This is a genomic window from archaeon (assembly GCA_016432545.1).
Classification (GTDB): domain Archaea; phylum Thermoproteota; class Nitrososphaeria; order Nitrososphaerales; family Gagatemarchaeaceae; genus UBA183.
In genome coordinates, this window is the sequence record CP066694.1 from 765,672 (window position 1) to 789,357 (window position 23,686).

Consider the following 23,686-nt stretch of genomic DNA (forward strand, 5'->3'; position numbering starts at 1 on the left):
GTTGTGGTCCGAGAAGTACAGGCCGAAGAGCCTCGACGAGATGACCGGGAACGAGGAGGCTCGGGCAAAGCTGCTCGTTTGGCTGAAGAAGTGGAAGAAGGGAGGCAAGGCTGCTCTGCTGGTCGGCCCCCCGGGGACTGGGAAGACGACCACGGTCGCCCTGGCGGCCAAGGAGTTGGGACTCCTGCTCGTGGAGCTCAACGCGAGCGACGCGAGGACCAAGGAGAAGATGACCAGGAAGATTGGGGAGGCGATCTCCAGCGTCTCCCTGATGGGCGACAGGTCGCTGATCTTCATCGACGAGGTGGACGGTCTCGCGGGGAGGGCGGACTACGGGGCGATAGACTTCATCAAGGACGCAGTGAGGAGGAGCCTCAACCCTGTGGTGATGGCAGCCAATGACCCCGAGTCTGACGAGGTGCGGAAGCTCGGGAGCGTCGCCTCGAGGATCGAGTTCGTAAAACCTCTGCCGGAGGAGGTGGAGGGCAAGCTGAGAAGCGTCGCAGAAGCCGAAGGGCTTCGATTGGAAGTGGGCGAGCTGGAAGGGTTCGCGGCGGCGGCGAATGGGGACCTGAGGGTCGCGGTCAACTTCTTGCAGGCAGGGATCTCGGCGCGCAAGGACGAGGAGGTGACGGCGTCGAGGGCGGTCAACGGCTTCTTCGAGGCTACGGACAGGGGGGCTGCGCTTGAGGCCCTCAGGGCGTATCCGGGCCAGCCCAGAGACAAGGTCAGGGACATCTACAACGGGGTCGTGAAGGCGAAGATCCACGAGGAGAGGAAGGCCGCGGCCCTGGAGGTCCTCTCCAGGGTGGACGTGCTCATGGGCCGGATGATGCGGGGGAGGGACTGGAGGCTACTCAGGTACCTGGATTCGATGCTCGCTGCCGAGCTGTGGCCCACCTTGGGGGACGGCGGCGCGAAGTTCACCATGGACGCGGTGCCCTGGCTCCTGCAGGTGAGGATCTGGAACGATTCGAGGAAGCTGAAGGACATAGGGCTCTGGGCCGGGAAGAGGCTGGGGATCAGCCAGAAGGAGAGCCTCGTGGAGGACATGCCCTACATCCTCCTCCTCTGCAGGGAGGCCGGGTTCAGGGAGGAGCTCTCGAAGAGCCTTGGCCTCGAGGAGAACTACGTGGCCTTCGTGGAGAAGGAGGCCGCCAGGTCCGCGCGCCGCTAGTTGTAGGCCTCTGGGTAGGGGGCCTCTTCAAGGACCCTCCAGTCCGCGAGGAAGCGCGCGAGGACGCCGACCCTCGGGTTCCCCTTCTCGACCCTGAAGATCCTGATGCGGTTGAAGCGCTTCTCGCTGAGGATTCCTGACTTTTTGAGGTATTCGAGGTGGCGGGCGGCCGAGCTGTGTGAGAGGCCCGACCTCTTGGTGATCTCCGAGATGTTCAGCTCTCCAGTCTCGAGCATGACCGTCAGGATCTTGGTCCTGCCGTACGAGGAGAGGAGCTTCTCAACTTCTAACGTCGGCCACCATGCCTTTCTCGAGCTCGCCCATCAGCTCCTTCGCGGAGACGAGGTCAAGCCCGATCAGGGTCGTCCGGCCGCGCCTGCCCCTGCCCGATAGCTCTGTCGCGATGATGCCCTTCCGGGAGAGCTCGTTGACGTCGTTCCAGACCTGGGTGTGGTGGTTGGCGCCGACTCCGAGGCCCTCGCACAGGGCGGAGTAGCTCTTCTCCACCTCGCCTATGCTCACGTAGCGCGAGTCGCCCTTCTTGAGCAGGGTCGAGACCGCTAGGAGTATGAGCCTCTGGTGCCTGGTCAGGTAGCTCAGCTCTTCCTTCTTGAGCTGAGGGGGGAGCTGTGCCTTGGCTGCGCGCACGTGCTCGGGGAGGACGCGCGGAGACTCGCCCATGTCGGCCAGCTTTCCTGCTCCGTAGACGAGGTCGAGGGCGTAGCGGGCGTCCCCGAACTGGGCCGCGATGTCGGCTGCGAGCTGCATCGAGTTGTCCGGGAGGGAGCCGTCGTTGAAGGCCTCGACGCGGGAGGAGATGATGTCGAGGAGCTGCTCGGAGGGGTAGGGCTCGAGGCGGACGTCGCTGGACTGGAGGGAGCTGAGGGTGCTCAGGTCGACCGCCTTCAGGTAGTCGAGGGTCTTGGAGACGAGGAGGGAGGAGAAGACCTGGCTTCCTGGGGTCATCTCCCTCAGGCGGGTGATCGTGTAGAGGGCGGAAGGGTCGGAGAGGATCAGGGAGTCGACCTCGTCGAAGACGATGACCAGGTGCATCCTGTTGCTCCTCAGCTCGTCGAGGAGGGTGGAGAGGAGCTCCTCGAAGCTGTAGCCCCTCGATGGGTAGGTGTGTCCGAGGGACTTCAGGGCGCGGACCATCACGGCCTGGAGCGACCGGTCGATCCGGCAGTTGACTAGGAGGACCTTGACGAGGTTCCCGTGGAGGGCTGCCTTCTTCGGGAGGGACTCTGCGAGCTTCTTCGCGATCATGGTCTTTCCCGACCCGATTGGGCCGGAGAGGACCACGGTCTGGCTCGCCTTGGAAGCGTTCTGGATAACTCCCTGGAAGTAGACTTCGAGGGCCTTGAGCTGGGCGTCGCGGTGCGGGGTCTGGTGGGGGAGGTACTCCGGGAGGAGGAGGCTTTCGTCGCGGAAGACAGAGCGAGGGAGAGGCATCGAGAGTTGCGGTTTTCCTCGACTTCGTCTTATAACTATGATTCTACGGACTAGCGCATCTTTCTGACAGGGTAGAGTGAAAGTGTTGTAGGGAAGGGTAAAAAGGACAGGGAGGTCCGCGCCCGCCTCGTGAAGGCTGTAAGGTTCCACAAGCACGGAGGGCCGGAGGTACTACAGTTCGAAGAGGCCCCAGACCCGAGCCCGAACGCAGACGAAGCGTTAGTGAGGGTGAGGGCGTGCGCGCTCAACCGCCTGGACCTATGGGCGAGGAACGGGCTCCCCAACGTGGAGATACCGATGCCGCACATCTCGGGCAGCGACATAGCAGGGGTGGTGGAGGGCGTACCGAAGGAGGAGAAGGAGTTCAGGGCGGGGGACGAGGTCATAGTCAACCCGGGGGTCGGCTGCGGGAAGTGCGAGAAGTGCCTGCTGGGAAGGGACAACCAGTGCAGGTTCTACGCGATTATCGGGTACGGAGTGGACGGGGGGTACGCCGAGCTGGTCAAGGTGCCGAGGAGGAACCTGGTAAGGAAGCCAGAGTCGATGAGCTTCGAGGAAGCAGCCTCCTTCCCCCTGGTCTTCCTGACGGCGTACCACATGGTCGTAACGAAGGCCCGGCTCGTGCCCGGGGAGAGCGTCCTGGTCCTTGCGGCCAGCTCGGGGGTCGGCTCAGCGGCGATCCAGGTCGCAAAGCTCCTGGGGGCCGAGGTGATCGCAACGGCGAGCGGGAAGGAGAAGGTGGAGAAGGCGCGCACGCTGGGGGCGGACCACGTGGTGGACCACTACGAGCAGAACGTTCTGGAGGAGGTGAAGAGGATCACCGGGAAGAGGGGGGTCGACGTGGTGGTCGAGCACGTCGGCAAGGCGACCTGGGACGGGAGCGTGAAGGCCTTGGCCAAGGGCGGGAGGCTGGTCCTGTGCGGGGCCACGACCGGGGCGGACGCAGTGACGGACCTCAGGTACGTCTACAGCAGGGAGCTCACGATCTACGGGAGCTACATGGCCAGCAAGGGAGAGCTCCTGAAGGTGGTGGAGCTCTTCAGGCAGAAGAGGCTAAGGCCAGTCGTCGACTCTGTCTATCAGCTCGAAAGGGCGGCAGAGGCCCAGGCGAGGATGGAAGAGAGCCAGCACTTCGGCAAGATCGTGCTGAAGGTCTAGGCCTGGATCTCGTACGAATGCGTGATCTTGGCGGTCGGGGCGAGTGAGGCACCCACGCTGCAGAACTTCTCGGTGCTGTCCTTGATCGCTTCCTCCACGTACTTCGTCTCCAGGGCCTCCCCTGACAGGACGTACTTGATGTGAATCGAGGTCCACGGCTTTGGGAGCCCGTGCTCGGGGCGCCCGCCAGATACGAGGACCTTGAGCGACTTCAGGGTCTGGTTCCTCTTGTGCAGGATCGCGACGATGTCCATCCCGGTGCAGGCGCCGAGCGCGGTCAGGAGGGCGCGCATCGGGCCGATCCCCTTCTGGGTGCCCTCGGTCGAGTCGTACACGACCGTGTGCCCCGACGTGTCGCTCCCAAGGAAGACGTTGTCCCCGGCCCAGGAGATCTCCGCGAGCCAGTTGTCTTTACTCAATCGAAATCACCGCGGGCTTCGACTTTGCGTTTACTGAGCCCTTCTCTATGAAGCTTCTGCGCCCCCACTTCGCCGAGGCGGAGGCGACGAGGCGGTGGGAGCCCTTGCCGAGAGAGGAGGCGGGAATCTTGAGGGTCTTCTCGACATCGAGCATCTTCGACTTCGCGTCCTCCACGCTGTGGGGGATCTTGGGCGGGCCGCCGTCCTCGGGGACTATCATGGCCCAGATCCGGTAGGGGAGGTCCGGGTCGCGGCTCCAGTAGAAGCTCGCCCTCCGCACTTCCTTCTTGGTCTCAGAGGCCTTCCGGGTGATGAGCCCCCGCCGGACGCCGACCGAGGCCCTCAGCGTCAGGCGGAGTATCTTGTCGAAGTCTTCCCAGGCGACGGTCCAGACCTCCGGATGGAATGCTTCGCGGAGGCCCCCAACAACCCTGAACTCCAGGTTGGCCGATATCGTCTCGTTGACGCCGTAGGACTTCTTGTCAGTGAGGAGCTTCACACGGTCCGCCTTGGTCGGTCCCCATGAGTAGTCGCCTCTCCGGTCCTTGAGTGGCAATTCGGAAGGGCGGCGACTGGCTGCTGGTTAAAAGTTTGATTGGGCGATGCCTTCCGCGTTCCTCGACGCGGCCCGTCTGAGGATGTTCGGAACCTCGCGGACGACCGCCGCGACACGGAAGGAGCAGACTTCGTCGCCGTGCGTGACGCACTGCGCCTCGGAGACGTCGAAGGGTGCCCCGAAGAGACCCGACATGAACCCTCTCAGGTGCGCCCTGAAGAAGACGCTCTTCTGGCGGATGCGCCTCTTGGAGGAGGCCTCGCACTCGAAGAGCCCCTTTGCGTGGACGACGACTGGGAACTCGGACGACTTTGACCTTTCGATGGAGACTTCCGCGTACCCTAGGGCCGAGTAGGCGCTGAGGAGCTCGTCGAGCTGTGCGACCGCGAAGTCGTGCCCAAAGTCTTCCAGCATCTCGGTCGCGGATTGGCGCCCCATCGCCTCGGCCATCTGGTCGATGATCGTTCCCGCTCCGCTGCCGAAGACGCTCCAGAGCCTTAGGAGCATCTCGTTTAGGGCCTCTGCCCTCATGATGACCGCCTTCCTTCCGGCCCACTGGACCGGGAAGTGCTGCTTGTCGACCATGAACCCGTCCTCAGACGCCACGACGTCCACCGACTCGACCACGTCGATCGATTGGAGGGTGCTCTTGAACTCCGAGATCCCGCCCATCGCGTCGGTGACGTCAGCGAAGAAGCTCCAGGTGGCGACAGGGGAAGCGCTCGGCGCGTTCATGAACCCTGAGAGCATGTTGACATCGAGGTCAGATACCGCCTGGCTGCACTTTGCCAGAGCTCCCTTGACGTTCTTGACCCGAATGACGACTTCCGCCAGCCGGCGGCCGGGGGCGTACTCCCAGATTTCCACATTCTTTGGATATCGCATGGTTCCTAGCCCCTATGCTCATGGTAAATTCTAAATAAAGGTTGCTCTAAGGGCCTAGCGGGAGTGACCGCCATAGCGATACCGGGGGGCCCACTGGGGGCCAGGGAAGGGACTTGGAATCAGCACAGCTTAAATCGCGATTGCGCATGTTATATCGCGGGCACTGCCAGGAGAATTGGATGACACTCGTTCAGCCCGAGGCCAATAACGTTAACGCACGCACAGTGCAGATGGTGAAGCTCCTCACCGAAGTTGGCCCTGACGTCCCTGAAATATCGAGGCGCCTGGGGCAGTTCAAGGAGTCCGTCAGGTACAGGTACAAGGAGAAAATAGTCAACAAGGGGATTGCGGTCCAGGCCGCAGTGGACCACGAGAGGCTGGGGCTCAAGAGGATGGTCCTTGTGGTCGAGTTCAGCGAGCCGTACAAGCAGTATGCGCAGGCGATCTTTGCAGCGATGAACGAGCTGTCCTATCTCGTGGGCTTCGCGAAGGTTATGGTCAGCGGGCAGTACACGGTCAACCTGAGCGCGCCGGCGAGGCTGCTCGGCGAGGTCAAGGAGTTCTTCCTGTCTCTGAGGGAGAAGGGGATGTTCACCACCGTGGAGGTATACGAGTTCGACTGGATGAGGGTAGTCCCGATGAGGGCGGAGTACTACGACTTCGACACGGGAAGGTGGGACTTTGAGTGGCAGGGCCCCGCGTCCCAGGACTTCGAGGGGGCAGGCTACTCTCCCTCGGCGCTGTCGAAGTTCGACAAGATCGACCTTCTGATCATCAAGGAGCTTCAGATGGACGCGAACAAGTCGCTGAAGGAGATCTCCGACAAGCTGGGGATCAACTACAAGAAGCTCGCGTGGCACCACAGCGCTCACGTCTGCGAGAGGAAGCTGATCCACGGATACAGCGTCAACTGGATGGGGACCAGGTACGACTACGGGATGGAGAAGGCCCTCCACAGGAAGCACAGGTACTTCGCCCTCGAGCTGTTCGTGAAGAACGTGAGCGAGTACGAGAAGATGGCCCTGCGCCAGCAGATCGACCGCCTGCCCTTCGTGTGGGCTGAGGCGGCCGGGAAGGACTACTTCGCACAGGTGGCCCTCCCGGTCGATTTCGTCGTCGAGGGGCTTCAGTACGTGGGCAACGCGGCCGCGGCCGTCAAGGACAGGATGAGCCTCTACACGATGGACCAGTCAGACGCGACAAGCTTCACCATCTCATACCAGCTGTACGACCCGTCCAGCAAGCAGTGGCTGTTCAACAGGCTAGACCTGAGCAAGAGATTCGACGAGCTGATAATGCAAATAAAAGTCGGAGCTCACTAGGAAAGCCTAGTGAGTTCCCCAACCGCTCAAAGCCTCGAGCGGGGCGATCTTCAGGCCCAGGGTCGCGAAAATAAGACTCGCGCCGCTGAGTGCCAGCATTCCGTATCGGATTTGTTCGTCTAGGGTCATGGCCCCTGCCTCTGCTAAAGTGATTTTTAAGACTGCGCCTACGCATGATACGGACTCAACATAACTGCGTGAAATCGCAAGTTGAAATCGCCCTTTCCCGGGCCGCAGGCCCCTGACAGGCTCCAATTAGCCCGCCAAGCCCTAAATATGGTCGCAGGGTCTGATTTGCGAGCCTCTCTGTCTGTCAGCACCCAGGAGAAGCACCCGCACATCCCCGCCAGGCACATAATGGACAGGATTGTGCTCGGAGGGAGCGACGGGGCGATAGAGTGCGTCGCCATGGCCGCGGCCCTCAACGGGGCGGGGGTAGCGTTCGGGACCGTCCTGATAGCCGGGCTCGCCTTCGCGCTGGCCGGAGGGGCGTCGATGTTCTTCAGCTCCTACCTTGCTAGGAGGTCAGAGATCGGGGCGCTGAAGATGGACATCGCACGTGAGAAGATGGAGATCGAGTCCGAGCCAGAGGAGGAGAGGGCAGAGCTCGAGGCGCTCCTGAAGGAAGAGGGATACGAGCAGAGAGAGGTCGACGTCATCATGGGAAGGCTGGTCAAGAACAAGGAGCTGTGGCTGAGGGAGCAGCTGAGGCACGAGCTCCGGGTCAACGTCGAGGACCTCGAGACCGACCCGCTCCTTGGCCCCGGGCTTGCGGGCGCGGCCTTCTTCGGGACCGCAATCCTGGCGATCGCTGCCTACACGCTCGCCCTGGAGAGGGTCGAGACCCTGCTGCTCTCGGTCGTGCTGTCACTGCTCGCACTCTTCTCGCTGAGCTCGAGGCTCTTCACTCCTACCCACTTCAGCGCGAAGGCCGGACTCGAGTCTGCGGCCGTAGGGGGGGTCGCTGCGGGCGCTCTCTATTCGATAGGCCTGCTGATAGGGTCGCTGTGAGGGTCAGGCGCCTATCTTCCCGGCCATCTTCAGGAAGTCCGAACCCTTGCCGGTCCGCTCGTAAAGCACTCTGTTCCTGCCCTTCACGGTGGTGACCCCCACTCTCGAGACCAGTTGAAGGGCTTCGAGCTCCTCAAGGTGCTGGTAGATGCTTGCGGTCGTGATCGACCTGGTGGAGGAGAGCTCCTTCCAGAGGTCGTAGCCGAAGCCGGGGCGCCCGAGGAGCCTGAGGATGGTCATCTTGGTCTCGCCCACCTGGGAAGGAGCCGGTTCCGCGCCGCGGACCGGGAGGGAGCGTGCCGCCCTAGCGATCCTGGAGACGACTCGGGTGTCCTTCAAGCCCGCACCAGTGATTACGCAGACCACAGTCTCGTCCCTGTCGAGCGCCCCCACCTTCCTTGCTGAGTGAAGGCAGGCCACGGCGGAGGCGGAGGCGGGCTCCGCGAAGATCCCCTCGCTGCGGGCAAGTAGGCTGGTGGCTCGTATCGTCTCGTCTGCAGTCACGTCGATGGTGGTCCCTCCTGAGGCCCTCACCGACCTCTTGGCCTCCTCGAGCAGTATTGGGTCAGACTCCTCGAGTTCGGTGAGGTTGCTCGGGTCGCCCCGGGTCTTCCTTGAGTTCGGAGGCCTTTCCCTAGAAGTGGCCCCGGCCATGCGCGCGCCGATGAGCCGGGTCTGACCGCCCTCCGTGAGCCCCGCCTCCTTGAGCTGCTCGAGGGCCCTCCACACCATGGTCAGGTGGCCGCCCGTCCCGATTGGGAGGACAATCGCGTCTGGCGGCGCCCACTTCATTTCCTGGACGACCTCAAGGCAGGTTGTCTTCTCTCCCTCGAGGAAGTATGGGTTGGCCGCGTCGACCTCAAGGACTCTCCTGGAGGATCGTTCGACCGTGAGGGGGGCGGACGAGACCCCGACCTCCGCCCCAAACGCTATCATCTGGTAGAGCTTGCCTTGGTCAGTCGTCGGGCTTATGCGCACTTGCGAGGCGATCCCCGCCTTTGCGCAATAGGCAGAGAGAGAGGCCCCAAGGTTGCCGGTCGTCATGCAGGAGCATGAGACGACCCCGGCGCTCAGCGCGAGGCTTACCAGCAGCGTAGCCCCCCGGTCCATGAACGAACCCGTCGGGTTGCGGGTCTCGTCTTTGAGGAAGAGGCTGCGGAGTGAAAGTTCGTCGCCCAGCCGCCCGGACGGGAGCAGGGGAGTCGCGCCCTCGCCCAGGGTCACGATTTGCTCGGACGGAACCTCTGGCAGTAGCGCTCTGTACCTCCAGACACCGGAGGGCGGGGACTCGAAGTCCTCGCGTGCAACGCTCTTCAGCGCTTTTGGCACGAGCAGAGGAGGGCCGCCACAGCTGGGACAGGTTGGCGCGAGGGAGTCGCTCTCGAATCCGTGCGCGCACTTCGTGCAACGGAGAGAAGTCATCCTTTCAGGCCCGCTCAGCCGATATATAGGTTGGGACTTTAATATGCCCGAGAGCGGGATTTGTGCGAAGGAAATCTTGGGCGCCCAGCTATCGGAGAGTCAGCGAAGGTCCAACAGCGTCACAGTCGCGGGAGCCGCAGTCTTCACTGCCTTTGTCGCCGCAGCGACCGCCCTCTTTGCGGTAAACCTACCGCTAGGCTACTTCAATGTCGGCGAGATTATGGTCTACACTTCGGCGCTGTTGATGGGGCCCTATGTTGGGTTCTTTGCGGGCGGGTTCGGGTCCATGATTGCGGACCTCGCGACTGGATATCCACAGTATGCCGCCGGCACCTTCGTAATCAAGGGAGCCGAGGGGTTCATCGTGGGCTTCCTGTCCACGAGGGTCTTCTCGAGGCTCTCGAGGACCGAGTGGAGGGCGACCACAATCGCGACGGGCGTGATCGTCTCGGTCCTGCTGGGGTACGTCGGTGTCACTTACCTGTCGGGCAGCTTTTCGATAGCCTTGGGCGGAACTCTGTACGTCCCCTGGTTCCTGGGCGGCAACTGGAGCGTCCCGGCCTATCAGGTCGACTTGGACGTACCGGCCTACTTCTGGGCGGGCCTAGCCGCTCTTGTCCTTGCTGTGCTCACAGTCGTGGCGACCCGGAGCGCGGGAGGGACGGGGAAGATGGCGCTTGCTGTACTTGTAGGAGGGGCAGAGATGGTCGCGGGGTACTTCCTTTATGAGACGTACGCGTTGCAGCTGGGTAGCTACCCGCCCACAGAGGTCCCTTTCAACATCGCCCAGGCCCTCGTGGGGCTCATAGTGGCGGTGCCTCTTGTGAGGAGCGCGAAGAAGGTGGCGGGGCGCCGGGGGGCAAGGCCCCGGGGTTCAGTACCGTAGGCATGAAGTCGGGCGTGCTCAGGCCCGGCAAAGTTCCGATCGGCCTCCTCGAGAAGACGGTCCTCAGGATGACAGGGGCGAGTTCGAAATTGGAGGCGGTACCTCCGGGAGCGGGCCTTGACTTTGCTTCAGTCAGGGTAGGGAGAGAGTTCCTGCTGGTGTCTGCCGACCCGATCACCGGAGTCGAGCACAGGATCGGCGACTACGCGGTCCAGGTTACAGCCAACGACATCGCGACGAGCGGGAATCGACAGCAGTTCGCCGAGACTGTGATACTCCTCCCCGAGAAGTCCAGACCGGCTGACCTCGAGGAGATTGCGCACCAAATCCATTCCGCGGCCGAGAGGCTCGGAGTCACGATCCTCGGGGGGCACACCGAGGTTACGCCGGGGCTGAGGAGGCCGATCGTCTCTGTGACAGGCTTCAGCCTCGTGGACGCATACGTCTCTTCAGGAGGGGTGCGGCCCGGCGACACCCTCATGATGACAAAGACCGCTGGCATCGAAGGTACCGCGGTCCTGGCGTCCGAGGGAGGGCTTGAGGGAAGACTGAATCCGCGCGAGCTGAAGCGGGCTGGAGGATTTCTCTCGAGAATCTCTGTCGTGGAGGAGGGGGTGAAGGCCTTCGGGACTGGAGGGGTCCGCGCTATGCACGACTGTACCGAGGGAGGGGTCCTTGGCGCGGCCTTCGAGATGTCTGTGGCGTCAGGGGTCGGGTTCGAGCTTGTCGAGCGGGCGGTCCCGGTTGCGGCGGAGACCAGGAGAATCTGCGAGGCTCTCTCTCTAGACCCTCTGAGGCTCATCGCTTCGGGCGCCATGCTGATGGCCGTCAAGCCAGGAGAGGAGCGCAAGGTAGCAAAGGCCCTTCGCTCGATCGCCGAGACGACCGTGATCGGCTCTCTCGGAGGCACTGCCAGAGTCTGCGCGAGGGACGGAGGGAAGAAGGAGAAGCTGACCGAGGCGCCGGAAGACGAGTTATGGAGAGTGCTTCGCGCCGCTGGCCGGAGGTGAAACCCCGACCCCCGGTTCAGAGACGGCGTCCTCAGGCGAGACCCATGAGAATTTCTTCTGGAGGGACTTGCTGTACACCTTCGCCCACTCCAGGCCTACTTCGTCGCACCACTTCTTGTAGACGCGCGGGTCGATGTAGTTCTTCATCGAAGTGTTGAGGTTGTAGTTCTTGGTCCTGACGTAGAAGTCGACCTCCCTCTCGAGCTTCTGGGCTCTCGCTTCGCTGCCCGACGCCCTCGCTAGTTCGAGGCGCTCCTTCTTCTTCTCCAGGGACTGCTCCCACGTCTTGGGTGGAGTCCGCTGGTGATTGCAGAAGACCGCAGCCGCGAGGTTTGCTTCCTTTGCGTGATAGAGCTTGTCGAGGTCCTCCGCATGGCTGAAATTCTTGGAGTGGAGGACTTCATCAGCGGTCGCGGTGGCGTGATAGGTGCGGAAGACCTTGGCGGAGAGGCCCGGGACGATCGAGGAGAGGAACTGGTTGACCATCTGCGAGCTTACGTGGTGGAAGACTTCGGCGTCCTGGCTCTTGCCGGAGGTGAGCCTCTTGAGGTTCCTTACTACTGCAGGGGGAGGAGTGTCCTTCTTGAGCCAGGGGACGGAGTCCTTGCCTAGGAACTTGAACTCGACCGTGGGCCCGTCGATCTGCACGTGCTCGACCCTGAGGGTCGAGGCGCCGACCGTGTCGGCCTCGTCCTCGTCCTTCTCGTCGCCGACCCTCATCCCAAGCCTGTCGATCAGATAGCACACCGTAGCGACCTGGGCGGCGACCTCGTCATTGGACTCGAGTCCCTCCTCGATCTTGGAGCGAATCCTGTCGAGGTTCTTCCCCACCGCCTGGGCCTTGTCGTACTTCGCCATGTTCCGGGACTGCTGGATGGGAGAGGTCTCGTGGAGCCAAACGTACTTTTCTTTCTCGGTCAGCTTGTCGACCCACTTCGCCATCCACATCGAATTGTGGTCGTGGACCACCTGCTTCCACTTCCCCGCCGGGGCCGTCGTCTTCTCGTCAAGGTTGAGGATGACGTCATCCTGAGTGACCCTCGGCTTCCAACTCCCCCTCAGCGGGTGCTGGCCCCGCCCCATGAAGAGGCCCGGAGGCTCAACCATCCAGTTGGCGATCTCGACCTCCTTGCCGTCGACCGTTGCCCTGCCGTAGCGCGCCTTCAGGGCCTCCCTACTGTTCTTGCGCTTCGCTGCCAAAGACTTCTTCTTCTCCTTCGACATCGACTCCTTGTCGGCCCTCTCCTGGTCGACCTGATTGAAGAACCGGGAGAAGTCGACCTCCGAGTACGTTGCCCGCCTGTACGCAGGAGGGAGGAGCTTGGAGAAGTCCTTCATGAAGTTGGACGTGAAGACCGGGTCCTGGATGTAGGGGGTGTCCTTCTTTTTGGCGAGGTGGTACGCCATCTCCTCGGCGAGAGGAGTGAGCTGCGCCTCGGCCCCGTTGACCTTGATGGTCAGGCCTGACGGCACGTACTCCTCGGGAAAATTGACTCCGTTGTGGGAGAGCGTCTCCCAGTAGGCACTCATGAACGGGGATTCGCCGTCGAGCCGGCGCGCGTATTTAAGATGAACAACGAAAACTCGTGGAGAGCCGGACCGAGACTGACTTAATATGAGGGAGAGCTGCGTGCGTCCGAAGCGACGATGTGGATTGATTTTGAAAAGACGGACGGAGTCCAGCTCAACGCGCCGGCAATAGTCGTCGCCGTCTCGACTTCAATGCCCCAATACAGGGCGCTGTACTCCCAGGCGCGAGAAGTCGCAACGTACATGCTTGCCAAGATGAAGTTCGAGAGGATCGCGACCCTCCGCTCCTCCTCCTTTCCGCCTGAGGTGCTCGTCAGGGACGAAGGGATCTCGTCTCTTCCGAGCTGCGGCTTCCACCTCCACAGGGGGAAGAGGGACATCGTGCTATTCGCAGGGGACACGAGCCCGATGGAGGACCAGTACGAGTTCGCTCAGTTCCTCCTAGGCTACGCCCAAGAGTTGGGAGTCAAGGACCTGTTCTCTATCGGCGCAAGGTGGGCTGAGAATCCCGTCCCAGCAGAGGCGGAACCGCAACTGAGCGGGTTCGCGACCGACGAGGAAGGAGTGAGAAAGCTCGCGGACAAGGGGATAAGGATACTCAAGGAGGAACCTGCGCCCTTCTTCTCCTCTATGATCGTCGCCCTTGCAAAGGAGAGGAGCATGCTCGGGTACAAACTCTCGGTCGACCACGGTGAGCCCAGTCCCCACCCAAGGTCGGTCGCCAAGATCCTCGGAGCCCTTGCGGGCCTGGCAGGGTTCGAAGTGGAGCTGAAGGAGCTCAGTCCCAAGGCGGGAGCTTCGGCCTCGGAGGGGAAGCGCCCCGAAAGGGGAATCTATCAGTAGCGCTTCGACTAGGACAACGTCTCCGCTTCGCGGTCGAGTGCCGCGAGCTCCTCGCCGAAACCCCACTTCCTCGCCAAGGCGTCCGCCTCGGCCTCCCTTTCCCGAGACTCTTCGGGGCGCTTGTGTTCGTTGAGCCACGCGTGGGCGAGCTCGTGGGCTATCACCGCCTCCGCAGCCCTGTCAGAGAGCGCGTTCATCAGGTCGGAGTAGAATGTGATCGTCTGCCTCGGCTTGGAGAGGACCATCAGGAGCCTCACCTCGGAGTAGCGCGTGAGGCCGACCACACTTTTGGTCGGGTGGTTGGAGAGGGCGACGGCCTTGACTGAGCTGATTCCTTGGAACTCCTTCGGGGGGCGTAATACGGCGTCCCTCAGGAGGCGTCGGAACCGCTTGTCCTTTGCTCTGACCGTGAATCGGCCCTTGAGTATCCCCCCTTCGAAGGAGGCGGGCCTCCGTCCGAGGACGGGTGGCAAGGGGGGCGTCTTGTCTACATCCCCTTCGCGATCCGCCTCGCGCCGACTGCGAGAGTGAGGCCGGCCCAGTAGACCCAGAGGTCCGCAGCTGGCCCCAGGCCGAGCCTGTATGCCGCGAAGGCGAAGGAGACCAGGACCCCGAGGAATCCAGCCCCACCGCCGAGGAGTATCAGAGTCCGGCCGGTCGAGCGGCGCCCTCTCATCAGGGCGATGCCCCCGAGCAGGACGGTGACGCCACCGAGGGCGATCATGACCTGCAACACCGTGATCGCGAGTGCGGCTACTCCCTCTGTCGGACCGGCGAGGTACGACGGGACCTCTTCAGCCGCGAAGCCCGCAGCGATGAAGAGGAGCCCACGGGACGCGTACCCGCTTGCGATCATGAGGACGCCTCCTGCAAGGGCCATAGCGCCACCCACCGCGGCCCGCCTTCTCACACCCCCTGGAGGCCGTGAAGGTTGATGAGGATTGCTGCTGGTCGCTCTACGCACCGAGATGTTTATCCGTCGCTGCGGTGCCGAAGAGCAGAGACGCATGCATTCAGCGAAGGCCGACAGGTCCCTTGAGAGCACCTTGGAGTGGGCCATCGAGCGCATGAAGTACAAGGGGTACATCGTAACGTCTCAGGTCGCCCTTTCGGTCGACTCTCAACTGGCAATCATGGGATACGCGCGGAAGGAAGGGGATTCGCACAGGATCGTGATCTCGGAGTGGGCGCTGGATTCGGAGATGCTCGGAGGGCTGGTCCTGCACGAACTCGCTCACATCTACTTCACAGAGAGGGGTGCGCACTCCCACGACGGGCAGCTCCTCGAGGAGATACTCCTGGGCTTGAAGGATCGCGAGGGATTGAGGGCCAAAGAGACCGAGTATCTGATAGACGCCTTCAACCACCTCCAGAACATACTTGTCGACGACATCGTCTTCTCAGTGATGGAGGAGAAGGAGCTCAACCTGGCGAAGAGGTTCTTCTCCGAGTGGATCTCGGACCGGCCATCGGGGGACCCGGTCCTCGACGCGGCCCTGTTGTCGAGGAACGCGTTCGCCATAGCCTCCCTGAAGAGGAGGAACCTATTCGACGCGGAGAACGACATGGTCCGCAGAAACAGGGGGTTCCTTGGAGCGGTGGGAGTCAAGTGCGAGGAGGACTTCGACTGGGTCGAGTCCTTCTTGGAGAACTCGAGCCCTGAGTGGGGGCGCGAAGAGTTCAGGGCGGCAATCGAGGAGTACTTTGACAGGATCCTCTCGCTGATGCGCTCCTCTTCGAAGCTGGACGACCTCAGATAGGAATGCCCGGACCGGAGGGCGGCTCGCGGACAAGGGTCGCCGTCATAGTTGCTCTAGTAGGCTCGGTCGCGTTCGGGGGGGTCCTGGGCTACCTCGCTTGGACGAACAACAGCTTCCCTTCAGAGAGCAGGCCATTCGGCGACTACGCCCAGGTCGTCTCAGGGGCCTTCAACGGGACCGAGTACTCGATCAAGCTGCGCTGGCTTTCTTCCGGCTACCTTCCCCTATATGCGCAGCTCAGGTCGGACGCGACCGACGCGGCCAACACTCCCGTCTGTGACCTCAGATACTCTTCGGTCTCCCAGGGGCAGGAGGTCGACCTTCCATTCGCTGTGGCGAAGCCGACCGCGGCCCTGAGTTCGGTCGACCTGTTCTTGGCGGTGAGGGACCTCGGGACTGGGGCCCAGTTCACGATCGTCTACCACTGGGACCAGGTCGATCGGCAGCAGGGCGACGTAATGCCAACGGACGTGCTGTGCCAGCAGGGAGCCGCCCCTACCTGAGCCCACTACGCTTTTAGCGGGCAGAAGCCCTCGAGTCACGGACAAAGCTCGCTTGAAACAGTCCATGGTAGTCCTCCTCGTTGGAGCGCTCTTACTTACAGCGGCCGCGCACGCGAGCGCCGGAAGTCCTCAGAGCACATCCTTCGTGATCCAGGTGTACTCGGACGGCTCATCGCTTCTGACGCAGAAGCTGGCCGTCCCCTCGGCATCGGCCTCGGTGGAGATCCCCCTCCTCTCGGAAGTCCTCTCCAACGTGGTCGCTACTGACCAGAACGGGTCTCCGCTCTCCTTCAAGATATCCGGCTCGAACATCACGGTCTATACGCTCGGGGCGACCCAAGTCACCTTGATCTACGACACGCAGAGCTTGACGAACAAGACCGGGACAGTCTGGTCGCTGATCTTCGTGACCAGCTACAACACGACCGTAATCCTCCCGAAGTACTCGACGCTAAGTTATGTCTCGGGGACCACCTACTCCCTGAGCGTGCAGGAAGGCTCGCCCACGGTCACGATCGCTCCGGGCGCGTGGAAGCTCAGCTACGGGGTCTCGGCCGGGACCGGCGGCCCGGGAGGGACGACGACCCAGGGAGGGGGGCCGTTCGGGATTGTGATCGAAATCGGGTCCGGGGCCTCGCTTCTCGTGGTGCTCGTCGCGGTCGGGGCGGGCGGATTCTTGGCGTTCAGGTGGTGGAGAGGGAGGCTTGACCTTGGCGCACAGGGGAAGGACCTGAGGCAAGACGATGTGCAGGTGCTCGGCTTCATCAGGGAGAAGGGGGGCAAGGTGCTCGAGCCAGAGATCAGGACGAGGTTCGCGCTCCCGAAGACGTCGGCCTGGAGGCAGATCAAGCGATTGGAGCGGATGGGCTTCGTCAAGGTGACCAAGATCGGGTCGCAGAACCAGATAGAGCTTCTGAAAAATGGGGAACCTGGAGCTTAGGCTTGGGCTGAGGAAGCCGCCTGAAGCTCCACGGTTGCGCTTGCCATCGCCTGCGCGCCGCCGGCTATGTCCAGGCTCGCGAAGAGCTGGACCGCCTGGTCGACGAAGGCGTTGGCCGATGCTACTTGGGATACCCTCGCTGAGATGTCGCTGTTGAGGTAGGCGCCCGCCGTCGCGACCGCTGCCGCTGTGGCGTGTGCCTGGGTTGCCAGGGACCCGGACGAGGTCGCCAGGGTGCCCGCCGCCGCACCGAAGGCCGACGCTCCGAGCTGGAGCGAAGACTGTGCCGCGGTGGTGAAGGAGAGGGCAGCCTGCGAATAGGCCTGGGCCGAGGTCTGGGCTGTGTTGAAGGCCGCTGCGCCCGTAGTGCTGAGCAGTTGCTGCTCCGTGAGGGCGAGCGAGACGATCGCGGTGACTGAGGATGTGAGGTTCTGAGACGCCGCGAAGTTGGCCACTGCGGCGGAGAGGGACTGTGCCTTCGTCTGGGCCGCGCCGACAGCCGATGTCATGCCTGAGAGCGAGGTCCCGACTCCGGACGTGGTGGAGGTCACCGAGGAGGCCATGGTGTTGAGGGTCGCCTGGACCGCCAGGATCTGGGTGAGGTTCAGGGCGCCCGCTGTGGCGACGAAGGATGCGAGGTTGGTCTGCACGTTGTGGTATGCTGCGATGTATGCCGACCCAGCCGCTGCGGCGCCTGAAGCGTCCGCGGCAAGGACCGTGTTGTACGACGCGAATGCGCTGACTGTGGTGGATGAGAAGGCCGTAGCCTGTGAGGAGGCGGTGGAGATGGAGGTTGAGTACGTGGCCGCGGCGGACTGGGCCGCGACTATGGAGGCCGTCAGGCTGGCCGAGGAGGGAAGTCCGGCGACCAACGACTTGAGGGCCGTGAGGTTCGACTTGACGCTAGCCAGGAGGGCCTGGGACGTGGAGACCGAACTCGCGACAGCGCCAGTCCCTACGGACGAGATCGCCGCTGCGAGGGCGCTCGCGTTCGAGGAGACTGCGCCAGCCAGGGTGGCTTGCGCGCCGGTCGTCGAGTTGACTTGGGATGACAGCTGTGCGAGCTGGGTTTGGACGGACTGCTGCGAGAGGATTGTGGAATTGGCGCTGGCGGTGAGGCTCGCGAGGACGTTGGAGACGAAGTTGTGGGCACGCACTAGGTAGGTTGTGGAGGCGACAGTCGAGAGCGCTGCGGTGGCCTTGGCGAACTCCGCCCTTGCTCTGACGAGAAGGGCAGCCGCTCGAGCCAGGTTGACCTGGACCGAGGCGTTTGCCTTGGCCTGGGCCACGAAGCTGGCCGCTTGCGTCACGGTGGCGCTGGCGTTGGCGAGGTGCGCCGAGACCTGGGCGCAGGCCTGAGCATAGGTGCTGGCGTTGTTGGTCGTGGAAGAGGCTCCTGCGCAGGCTTGTGCCGCGATCTGGGCGACTATGGAGACTGTCGCGTTGACTTCGGCGACGGCACCCGCGGCCGCGTCGACGTCCACCGACGCTTCTAGCCCTGCGCTCCTGAGGCCCGCTGAAGCAAAGATGCCGGCCTTGGTGTAGGCGAGCATGGCTGCCTGAGCGCCCTGGAGGCCTGCGGTCAGGTTGCTCCCGGAGGCGAGGGATGCGTTGGCTATGGCCATCTGGGCGTCTCCTGACGCGAAGAGGCTCTGGGCCAAGGAGACGTCGAGGGAGTGGATCGCTGCTGCCGTGATTGTGCCCGAGGCGTAGGAGCGGGCTGAGAGGGCGACGTTCACTGCGTTTTGGAGCTGCGCGCCGGTTGTGGCGCCGCTGGTGACTTGGGCGAGTACTGCGATTGGGACTATTGTCCCGGCGACCAGTAGGCAAGCCACGGCCGCCGGTAGGAGGGTTCGTTCGGACCGAGTTTTCATAGGTCTTTGTTACCTCGGCGTGAGGATAAGGAACCCTCTGGAACGAGCGTTCCACTCAGTGAGAGGGCCTCTCGGGGGGAGCGGTCCGGAAGAACTCCTCGAGGGCCCAGATCGCAAAGTCAGTCTCCATCAGGCGCGACCCGAGGCGCTCCCTCTGCTTCATCAGGCGCCTGAGCTTGGCCGCCTTGATGGCCGGCGAGTCTTCCACGGGTTCTTCCACAGGCCGCCTCAGGCTGAGGGCCGGACGGCGGGGATTGGTAATCGTAAGTCGTCTTTGTTCGCGGCTCATTGGAAAAAAAGGGTCAGTGGTGGCCTACGAGGCCACCACTAGGACGTTGGCGTAGGTGTTTGCTCCTATGACAGTGACCAGGTACTGCTGCCCGGTCACGATCCCGGTGACTTGGACGCTGCCGGCGCCGAAGTTCAACGAGATGGCCCCGTTGTAGTTCAGGGTCACCATCGAGCCGGAGGTGACGTTGGCCCCTGCGTTGAGCAGGGCCGTTGATTGGATGGAGGTGGTGGACTGGACTGAGCCCGAACCGTTCACGGTGAAGACCGCGGAGCCGGTGATCGAGCTGGGGAGCGTGGTGCTGGTGTATGTGGCTGCGGATACGGGGGTCACGATGACCTCCTGGATCTGGGCCTTGGCGTTTCCGGAGTTCTGGACGGTGAGGACCATGGAGTTGCTCCTCAAGGTCCCGAAGACGGAGACGCTTGTGCTCGTCGATGCCTGGAAGTCAGACCACCAGGCCTGCCCCGAGAGGCTGGCCGTTGATCCGAGCTGGATGGAGATGGAGACGAGTGCGCTGGATGGAATCCCTGTCGCCACCGCTGAGGCGGCGAAGATGAACTGGGGGCTGGTAGAGGTGCCTGCGTTGACTATGAAGGTGCGCAGGTCGACCACTGCCGCTGCCCTCGAGGAGTCCGCGACCACGACCCTGCTCTGTGAGTGGGCCGTGACCGTGGTGGAGGAGACTGTGGCTATGTACTCGTGGCCCTGGAAGACGACCTTGGCCGAGTCGACGCGTAGGCGGAAGGCGTCATACGAGGCCGCTCTTACCTGAGAGACGGCGATCGTCTGCGCCGAGCCGCTGGCGCCGACAAGACGCATAGTCCCCGAGCCGGAGACTTGGGTCCAGCCGCTGGCCATGTCCGAGCCCGCTGTGTGTGCCATGACTGAGCTGTAGTGGATGGAGGCGTCCGTGACGCCGTAGGCGGTGATCGGGGGGTCAGTGCCCATCAGGGCGAGCTGCCCCGAGCCGCCGGGACTTTGGCTTAGGAGGACCGCTGCCGCCCCGATCGCGACGACCAGGACTGCGGCGATCGCTACTGCCGCGACGTATGTTTTCTTCATAGGGGCACGTTGGCGGCCGGGGGTGATTAGGAACCCCGAGGAACATGCGTTCCCGAAGGGGGTGGAACGGTGTTCTGCGAATCCGGGCCTGTTCAGCGACTTTGAGAGCGTCGAGGCCTCTCGGGCTTAGAGATGGGCTCCGTAGAGGTAGAAGAGACCGATCCAGGCCAGGGCGGCGAGTGCCACAGGCGGCCAGAAGGAGGCCTTGGAGGTCTTGTGGTGGAAGGCTATGGCCCCGGCGAGGACTCCGAGGAACCCGCCCGCAAATGCTAGGACCCAGATCGAGCGCTCGCTGGTGCGCCTGCGAGCCCCGCGAGCGAGGGCCTTGTCGAGGCCCATAGAGGCGAAGGCAACTATGTTCAGCGCCGTGAGCCAGAAACTCAACGGCGACAGGGCCAGAATCAAGAGGGACATCCCATAAGGTGAGGTGAACTGGATTTGAAGGCTGCCGATGCGGGCGCAGTCCAGCGGCCGACGGACAGTTTCGGGGAACCCCAGTCTCATGGCGTCGCTAAGGGAATACGGCTAATCTAGTTCATTCCACATTTAGAGTTTGATGATCCAGGGCGAACTGGATGCAATCACAAGCCGATTCTGGGAGATGCGCCACGAGAGACGAGACGTCGAAGCCTACGAGCGGTACCTCGACATCTTCAGGCTTCATTCAGACGGTAAGAGCGACGCGCAAGTCGGAAGGATGTTGCACATGAACAATGTAGGCAAGTACCTGAAGGGTCAGAAAAGGCCGTTCCTTGCGACCATGGCATCGTGGGCAGAGCGCCTCGGGCAGCCCCGTGAAGGATGGCAGTGGCTACCTTTGAGTCTAAGGCCGAGAGGGACGCCTGGAGACGAATGGATTCAAGTACCCACAGAGGTTCGGTATTTCCGAGACATATCCAATGTATTGAATCAGCTCCGGCCGAAGGATGTCTCCCCAGAAGAATTGTCCGACTTTGGATTCTCAAGTAGGTCCGGAATGGAAAACGAGAAGGCCCTCCTGTTTGGTTTCTTTCTGGGAGCGACCATTGGAGACGCAGGGAAGCACACAAAGGGCGAGAGCCACTTCGAGAGCAAATCCATTTCGTTGATGCTATCCATGGCGAAACCTAACAGTCTCAGGTTCGGCGAGTTTGCAACTCTCTCCGTCAGAGCCTCGCTGGGCCTTGCTATGCATCGTATCGCCGATTCGCCCATGAGTACCGGTAGATACTCGAAGGCGGCGTGCTTTCAATGGCTTACCCCTTCCTCACCTCTTCTTGCCTGGGTCTTTCATGTCTGTCTGGGGTTGAAAAAGGGCGAGCTTACCACGTATGATGCCCTCAGAATGCCGTGGCTACTGAACTCCCCTGCAAGGTTCAAAGTCGCAGTCCTCCAAGGGGTCTGCGAGTCTGACGGTTGGGTCGACGCAGCGGCAGATACGGCCTGCTTCGTGAGTTCTCCGAACACCACGTTGTTTTCCAGATTGTTGGAGAGGTTGAACACTCCTTACCGTGTAGACCGCCAGAAGTTGGTCGAAGTAACTCGGATTCCAACAAGCTATGCCGCAGGACTATGTCTCTTCAACTCCAGAATTCGTAGTGTGTACTATCGACAATTGAGTTGCATGAGCAAGGCAACACGACTTCCCGAAAGAGTGAGACTGCGCTCCGAAGTTGTCGGTTGGATCCAAGAACTGGCGGCACATAACGGAAGGATTAGCGAGATTTGCCTAGCCCTTGCAACAAAGTATCACATCAAGGTCGCTGGGAACACGGTGAGGAGGTACACCCAGTTCCTGTGAATGCGAAGTTTCACTCACGAGACGAGGCCGACTCCTGCAACGGTCCGGACTATGGGGAAGCGCTGAATTGTGCCCGCGCTAGGAGGGATTGTTCTTAGAGTCCTACGTTCCAGTTATTGGCTGAATCGGGAGAGGTTCTCCGTGTTCGCCGGCAGCGCAGCCACAGCCCTGAACGTGGCCACCTCGGCGTAGAGTCCCTCTGTAAAGGCCATCTTCCAGCTTCCTTCCGGTCTTCGCCTCCCACGCTTCGATGGGCATGCCGTACTTCTGCTGAATCCGGTCGCGGTACCATTCTGGGATAACATTAAAACTGCAAAATGGAATTATCCTCAGGTCGGGCGTCAGGTAGTGGATGTCGCAGCGCTGGAGCCTCTCCTCGTCCTGGTTGTACTTGTCCTGGAAGTGCATCATTCCTAGGAACATGCTCTTCAGGTGGAACTGCCCGATGGCCGTGTAGTCGTGCTTGATGAGCGCGTCCGTGAGGAGCTTGGCGAAGCTGAGCGACTTTGGCTGCTTCTCCTTGTTGACGAACGAGGACAGCCTGGTCAGCACCTTCGCTGCCACGAGGTAGCGGTTCGTCCCCGAGTAGATCTCCTCCGACTTTTCGTCCAGGTATTCGATCATCCCGGGGATGTCCACGAACTCTGGCAGCGGGACGAGGCGTTTCTTGTCCGGGTCGTTGAACACGTACGTCCCGGCGCCGCATGCGAAGTGGATCGAAAGCTCGTACTGCTCCTTCTTGGTGAAGGCCTCGATGAAGCCGGTCACTGGCGAGCACGACGGGACCGGGAACCATCCGTCCTTTGAGATCTCGCCGTTGGTCTGCTCTTCGATCCTCTCGATGCAGTCTGGAATCGTGATTCTGTACTTTGCTCTCTCGGTCTTGGTGAGTCTTCCTGTCAGCGAGACGGGCTGGAAGTTGACTGCGTGCACCGTTTCGATGTTCTTCTGGCCGAAGCGGATGATGTCGCCCAGCTCGTGGTCGTTGATCGACTTGATTACGGTCGGGACCAGGACTACGCCGACGCCCACCCTGCGGCAGGCCTCGATGGCGTATGGCGCCTCCCAGTGGTTCTTCGGGTTGGTCTTCGGGGTCGTGCCGTCGAAGCTCATGTAGAGGTTCGAGACGCCGGCGTCCTTGAGCCTCTTCGCGAGTCCGGGGTTGAGCGCCAGGTTGATTCCGTTGGTGTTAAGCTGGATGTGGTCGACTCCCTCCTCCTTCAGGATCTTGATTATGGTCGGCAGGTCTTCGCGGATAGTCGGCTCGCCTCCGGTGATTTGGACGGAGTTGCCTGCAACGGGTCGTTCGGACTTTAGCGAGCGGCCCATCTCGCGGATCTGGTCAAGGGTCGGCTCGTACACGTAGGCGCCTTCGAGCCCCTTCTTGACGTAGAAGAAGCAGTACCAGCAGGTCAGGTCGCAGCGGTTGGTGACGATTATGTTGGAGAGCCCCGTATGCGAGAGGTGGTTGGAGCAGAGGCCGCAGTTCGCAGGGCAGGAGCAGACGTCCAGCGGCACGTTGGCCGCGTGGGTCCCCTTCCCGTCCTTCCAGTATCTTGAGAACTTGCTGTACATCTCGTAGGAGCCGAAGTAGAGCTCCTCGGTCTCGCCGTGCTGCGGGCAGGTCTTGGTCATCCAGACCTTGTTGTCCCGCTCGAAGACTATCGCCGGCAGGATTCTGTTGCAGTCTGGACAGATCGACTGCGTCTGTCGGATGAAGTTCCCCTTGGAAGCCTGTTTCTTGATTTCTAGACTAACGTCTGCGATTTGAGCCATTACCTAACGCTTGTCAGGTGCCTGTTCG

Annotated in this window: 25 protein-coding genes; 11 read left to right on the forward strand and 14 right to left on the reverse strand. The window is 62.1% G+C overall.

The features are described from left to right. Position 1: 1 nt before the first annotated feature. Complete coding sequence (locus tag HY247_04185; GenBank protein QQG47978.1) at positions 2 to 1,177, forward strand: AAA family ATPase; 1,176 nt, start codon at positions 2 to 4, stop codon at positions 1,175 to 1,177. Here the strand turns inward: HY247_04185 and HY247_04190 are convergent. Both HY247_04190 and HY247_04195 read right to left on the reverse strand, forming a co-directional pair. After that, positions 1,174 to 1,413, reverse strand: coding sequence for a helix-turn-helix transcriptional regulator (locus HY247_04190; protein QQG47979.1), 240 nt, complete (start codon positions 1,411 to 1,413; stop codon positions 1,174 to 1,176). The genes HY247_04185 and HY247_04190 overlap by 4 nt on opposite strands. Positions 1,414 to 1,456: 43 nt before the next feature. After that, entirely contained in the window at positions 1,457 to 2,629 is a 1,173-nt protein-coding gene (locus tag HY247_04195) for an AAA family ATPase (GenBank protein ID QQG47980.1), read from the reverse strand. A 129-nt stretch (positions 2,630 to 2,758) separates the two neighbouring features. Between HY247_04195 and HY247_04200 the strand changes: the two genes are divergently transcribed. Beyond that, on the forward strand, positions 2,759 to 3,787 hold the full coding sequence (locus tag HY247_04200; GenBank protein QQG47981.1) for a zinc-binding dehydrogenase: 1,029 nt from the start codon (positions 2,759 to 2,761) through the stop codon (positions 3,785 to 3,787). Here the strand turns inward: HY247_04200 and HY247_04205 are convergent. From HY247_04205 to HY247_04215, 3 genes are read right to left on the reverse strand one after another with little or no spacing between them, the layout of a single operon-like run. Continuing rightward, entirely contained in the window at positions 3,784 to 4,206 is a 423-nt protein-coding gene (locus HY247_04205) for an OsmC family protein (GenBank protein QQG47982.1), read from the reverse strand. The genes HY247_04200 and HY247_04205 overlap by 4 nt on opposite strands. Beyond that, positions 4,199 to 4,762, reverse strand: coding sequence for a hypothetical protein (locus HY247_04210; protein ID QQG47983.1), 564 nt, complete (start codon positions 4,760 to 4,762; stop codon positions 4,199 to 4,201). The genes HY247_04205 and HY247_04210 overlap by 8 nt, the downstream gene beginning before the upstream one ends. A 27-nt stretch (positions 4,763 to 4,789) precedes the next feature. Beyond that, a complete protein-coding gene (locus tag HY247_04215) occupies positions 4,790 to 5,647 on the reverse strand; it encodes a hypothetical protein (protein ID QQG47984.1) in 858 nt (285 codons plus the stop codon). 179 nt (positions 5,648 to 5,826) lie between these two features. Between HY247_04215 and HY247_04220 the strand changes: the two genes are divergently transcribed. Together HY247_04220 and HY247_04225 are read left to right on the forward strand one after the other, a co-directional pair. Then, positions 5,827 to 6,969, forward strand: a complete 1,143-nt coding sequence (locus tag HY247_04220; GenBank protein ID QQG47985.1) for a hypothetical protein — start codon at positions 5,827 to 5,829, stop codon at positions 6,967 to 6,969. A gap of 294 nt (positions 6,970 to 7,263) precedes the next feature. Continuing rightward, positions 7,264 to 7,980: a VIT1/CCC1 transporter family protein gene (locus HY247_04225; protein ID QQG47986.1), complete on the forward strand. Its 717-nt coding sequence runs from the start codon at positions 7,264 to 7,266 to the stop codon at positions 7,978 to 7,980. A gap of 3 nt (positions 7,981 to 7,983) precedes the next feature. Here HY247_04225 and HY247_04230 read toward each other — a convergent pair whose 3' ends face one another. After that, positions 7,984 to 9,309, reverse strand: coding sequence for a pyridoxal-phosphate dependent enzyme (locus HY247_04230; GenBank protein ID QQG47987.1), 1,326 nt, complete (start codon positions 9,307 to 9,309; stop codon positions 7,984 to 7,986). 169 nt (positions 9,310 to 9,478) lie between these two features. On the opposite strand from HY247_04230, the gene HY247_04235 reads away from it, so the two are divergent. Continuing rightward, entirely contained in the window at positions 9,479 to 10,288 is an 810-nt protein-coding gene (locus HY247_04235) for an ECF transporter S component (protein QQG47988.1), read from the forward strand. A 2-nt stretch (positions 10,289 to 10,290) separates the two neighbouring features. Beyond that, positions 10,291 to 11,298 (forward strand): hypothetical protein, encoded by a 1,008-nt coding sequence (locus HY247_04240; protein QQG47989.1) that lies wholly within the window; start codon positions 10,291 to 10,293, stop codon positions 11,296 to 11,298. On the opposite strand, the gene HY247_04245 is transcribed toward HY247_04240, so the two are convergent. Continuing rightward, positions 11,263 to 12,828 carry a DNA topoisomerase I gene (locus HY247_04245; protein QQG47990.1) on the reverse strand — a complete coding sequence of 522 codons (1,566 nt, stop codon included), beginning with the start codon at positions 12,826 to 12,828 and terminating at the stop codon, positions 11,263 to 11,265. The genes HY247_04240 and HY247_04245 overlap by 36 nt on opposite strands. A gap of 117 nt (positions 12,829 to 12,945) precedes the next feature. Between HY247_04245 and HY247_04250 the strand changes: the two genes are divergently transcribed. Beyond that, positions 12,946 to 13,671, forward strand: coding sequence for a PAC2 family protein (locus tag HY247_04250; GenBank protein ID QQG47991.1), 726 nt, complete (start codon positions 12,946 to 12,948; stop codon positions 13,669 to 13,671). Positions 13,672 to 13,679: 8 nt separating this feature from the next. Here the strand turns inward: HY247_04250 and HY247_04255 are convergent, their stop codons facing one another. Together HY247_04255 and HY247_04260 are read right to left on the reverse strand one after the other, a co-directional pair. Continuing rightward, positions 13,680 to 14,144, reverse strand: a complete 465-nt coding sequence (locus tag HY247_04255) for a M48 family metalloprotease (GenBank protein QQG47992.1) — start codon at positions 14,142 to 14,144, stop codon at positions 13,680 to 13,682. A 14-nt stretch (positions 14,145 to 14,158) separates the two neighbouring features. After that, the gene (locus HY247_04260) at positions 14,159 to 14,563 is read right to left on the reverse strand and encodes a hypothetical protein (protein ID QQG47993.1); all 405 of its coding nucleotides are present in this window, start codon (positions 14,561 to 14,563) and stop codon (positions 14,159 to 14,161) included. A gap of 115 nt (positions 14,564 to 14,678) precedes the next feature. On the opposite strand from HY247_04260, the gene HY247_04265 reads away from it, so the two are divergent. The 3 genes from HY247_04265 to HY247_04275 are packed head-to-tail and all read left to right on the forward strand — an operon-like array spanning position 14,679 to position 16,874. Further along, entirely contained in the window at positions 14,679 to 15,431 is a 753-nt protein-coding gene (locus HY247_04265) for a hypothetical protein (GenBank protein QQG47994.1), read from the forward strand. 2 nt (positions 15,432 to 15,433) lie between these two features. Beyond that, entirely contained in the window at positions 15,434 to 15,934 is a 501-nt protein-coding gene (locus HY247_04270; protein ID QQG47995.1) for a hypothetical protein, read from the forward strand. A 52-nt stretch (positions 15,935 to 15,986) separates the two neighbouring features. Next, entirely contained in the window at positions 15,987 to 16,874 is an 888-nt protein-coding gene (locus tag HY247_04275; protein ID QQG47996.1) for a hypothetical protein, read from the forward strand. Here HY247_04275 and HY247_04280 read toward each other — a convergent pair. From HY247_04280 to HY247_04295, 4 genes are all read right to left on the reverse strand, one after another. Next, the gene (locus HY247_04280; protein ID QQG47997.1) at positions 16,871 to 18,709 is read right to left on the reverse strand and encodes a hypothetical protein; all 1,839 of its coding nucleotides are present in this window, start codon (positions 18,707 to 18,709) and stop codon (positions 16,871 to 16,873) included. The two genes, HY247_04275 and HY247_04280, sit on opposite strands and share 4 nt — an antisense overlap. Positions 18,710 to 18,803: 94 nt before the next feature. After that, positions 18,804 to 18,968, reverse strand: coding sequence for a hypothetical protein (locus tag HY247_04285; protein QQG47998.1), 165 nt, complete (start codon positions 18,966 to 18,968; stop codon positions 18,804 to 18,806). 93 nt (positions 18,969 to 19,061) lie between these two features. Further along, positions 19,062 to 20,102, reverse strand: a complete 1,041-nt coding sequence (locus tag HY247_04290; protein QQG47999.1) for a hypothetical protein — start codon at positions 20,100 to 20,102, stop codon at positions 19,062 to 19,064. Between the two features lie 126 nt (positions 20,103 to 20,228). Further along, positions 20,229 to 20,516, reverse strand: a complete 288-nt coding sequence (locus HY247_04295) for a DUF1294 domain-containing protein (GenBank protein ID QQG48000.1) — start codon at positions 20,514 to 20,516, stop codon at positions 20,229 to 20,231. A 142-nt stretch (positions 20,517 to 20,658) separates the two neighbouring features. Between HY247_04295 and HY247_04300 the strand changes: the two genes are divergently transcribed. Continuing rightward, positions 20,659 to 21,882, forward strand: a complete 1,224-nt coding sequence (locus tag HY247_04300) for a hypothetical protein (GenBank protein QQG48001.1) — start codon at positions 20,659 to 20,661, stop codon at positions 21,880 to 21,882. A 102-nt stretch (positions 21,883 to 21,984) separates the two neighbouring features. On the opposite strand, the gene HY247_04305 is transcribed toward HY247_04300, so the two are convergent. Further along, entirely contained in the window at positions 21,985 to 23,658 is a 1,674-nt protein-coding gene (locus tag HY247_04305) for a radical SAM protein (GenBank protein QQG48002.1), read from the reverse strand. Between the last annotated feature and the right edge of the window lie 28 nt (positions 23,659 to 23,686).

Coding starts and splice junctions, on each gene's coding strand:
- HY247_04195 (QQG47980.1), bottom strand. CDS start 2,629: ATGCCTCTCCCTCGCTCTGTCTTCCGCGACGAAAGCCTCCTCCTCCCG.
- HY247_04240 (QQG47989.1), top strand. CDS start 10,291: ATGAAGTCGGGCGTGCTCAGGCCCGGCAAAGTTCCGATCGGCCTCCTC.
- HY247_04215 (QQG47984.1), bottom strand. CDS start 5,647: ATGCGATATCCAAAGAATGTGGAAATCTGGGAGTACGCCCCCGGCCGC.
- HY247_04305 (QQG48002.1), bottom strand. CDS start 23,658: ATGGCTCAAATCGCAGACGTTAGTCTAGAAATCAAGAAACAGGCTTCC.
- HY247_04265 (QQG47994.1), top strand. CDS start 14,679: ATGCATTCAGCGAAGGCCGACAGGTCCCTTGAGAGCACCTTGGAGTGG.
- HY247_04220 (QQG47985.1), top strand. CDS start 5,827: ATGACACTCGTTCAGCCCGAGGCCAATAACGTTAACGCACGCACAGTG.
- HY247_04250 (QQG47991.1), top strand. CDS start 12,946: ATGTGGATTGATTTTGAAAAGACGGACGGAGTCCAGCTCAACGCGCCG.
- HY247_04190 (QQG47979.1), bottom strand. CDS start 1,413: ATGCTCGAGACTGGAGAGCTGAACATCTCGGAGATCACCAAGAGGTCG.
- HY247_04295 (QQG48000.1), bottom strand. CDS start 20,516: ATGTCCCTCTTGATTCTGGCCCTGTCGCCGTTGAGTTTCTGGCTCACG.
- HY247_04290 (QQG47999.1), bottom strand. CDS start 20,102: ATGAAGAAAACATACGTCGCGGCAGTAGCGATCGCCGCAGTCCTGGTC.
- HY247_04300 (QQG48001.1), top strand. CDS start 20,659: ATGATCCAGGGCGAACTGGATGCAATCACAAGCCGATTCTGGGAGATG.
- HY247_04270 (QQG47995.1), top strand. CDS start 15,434: ATGCCCGGACCGGAGGGCGGCTCGCGGACAAGGGTCGCCGTCATAGTT.
- HY247_04245 (QQG47990.1), bottom strand. CDS start 12,828: ATGAGTGCCTACTGGGAGACGCTCTCCCACAACGGAGTCAATTTTCCC.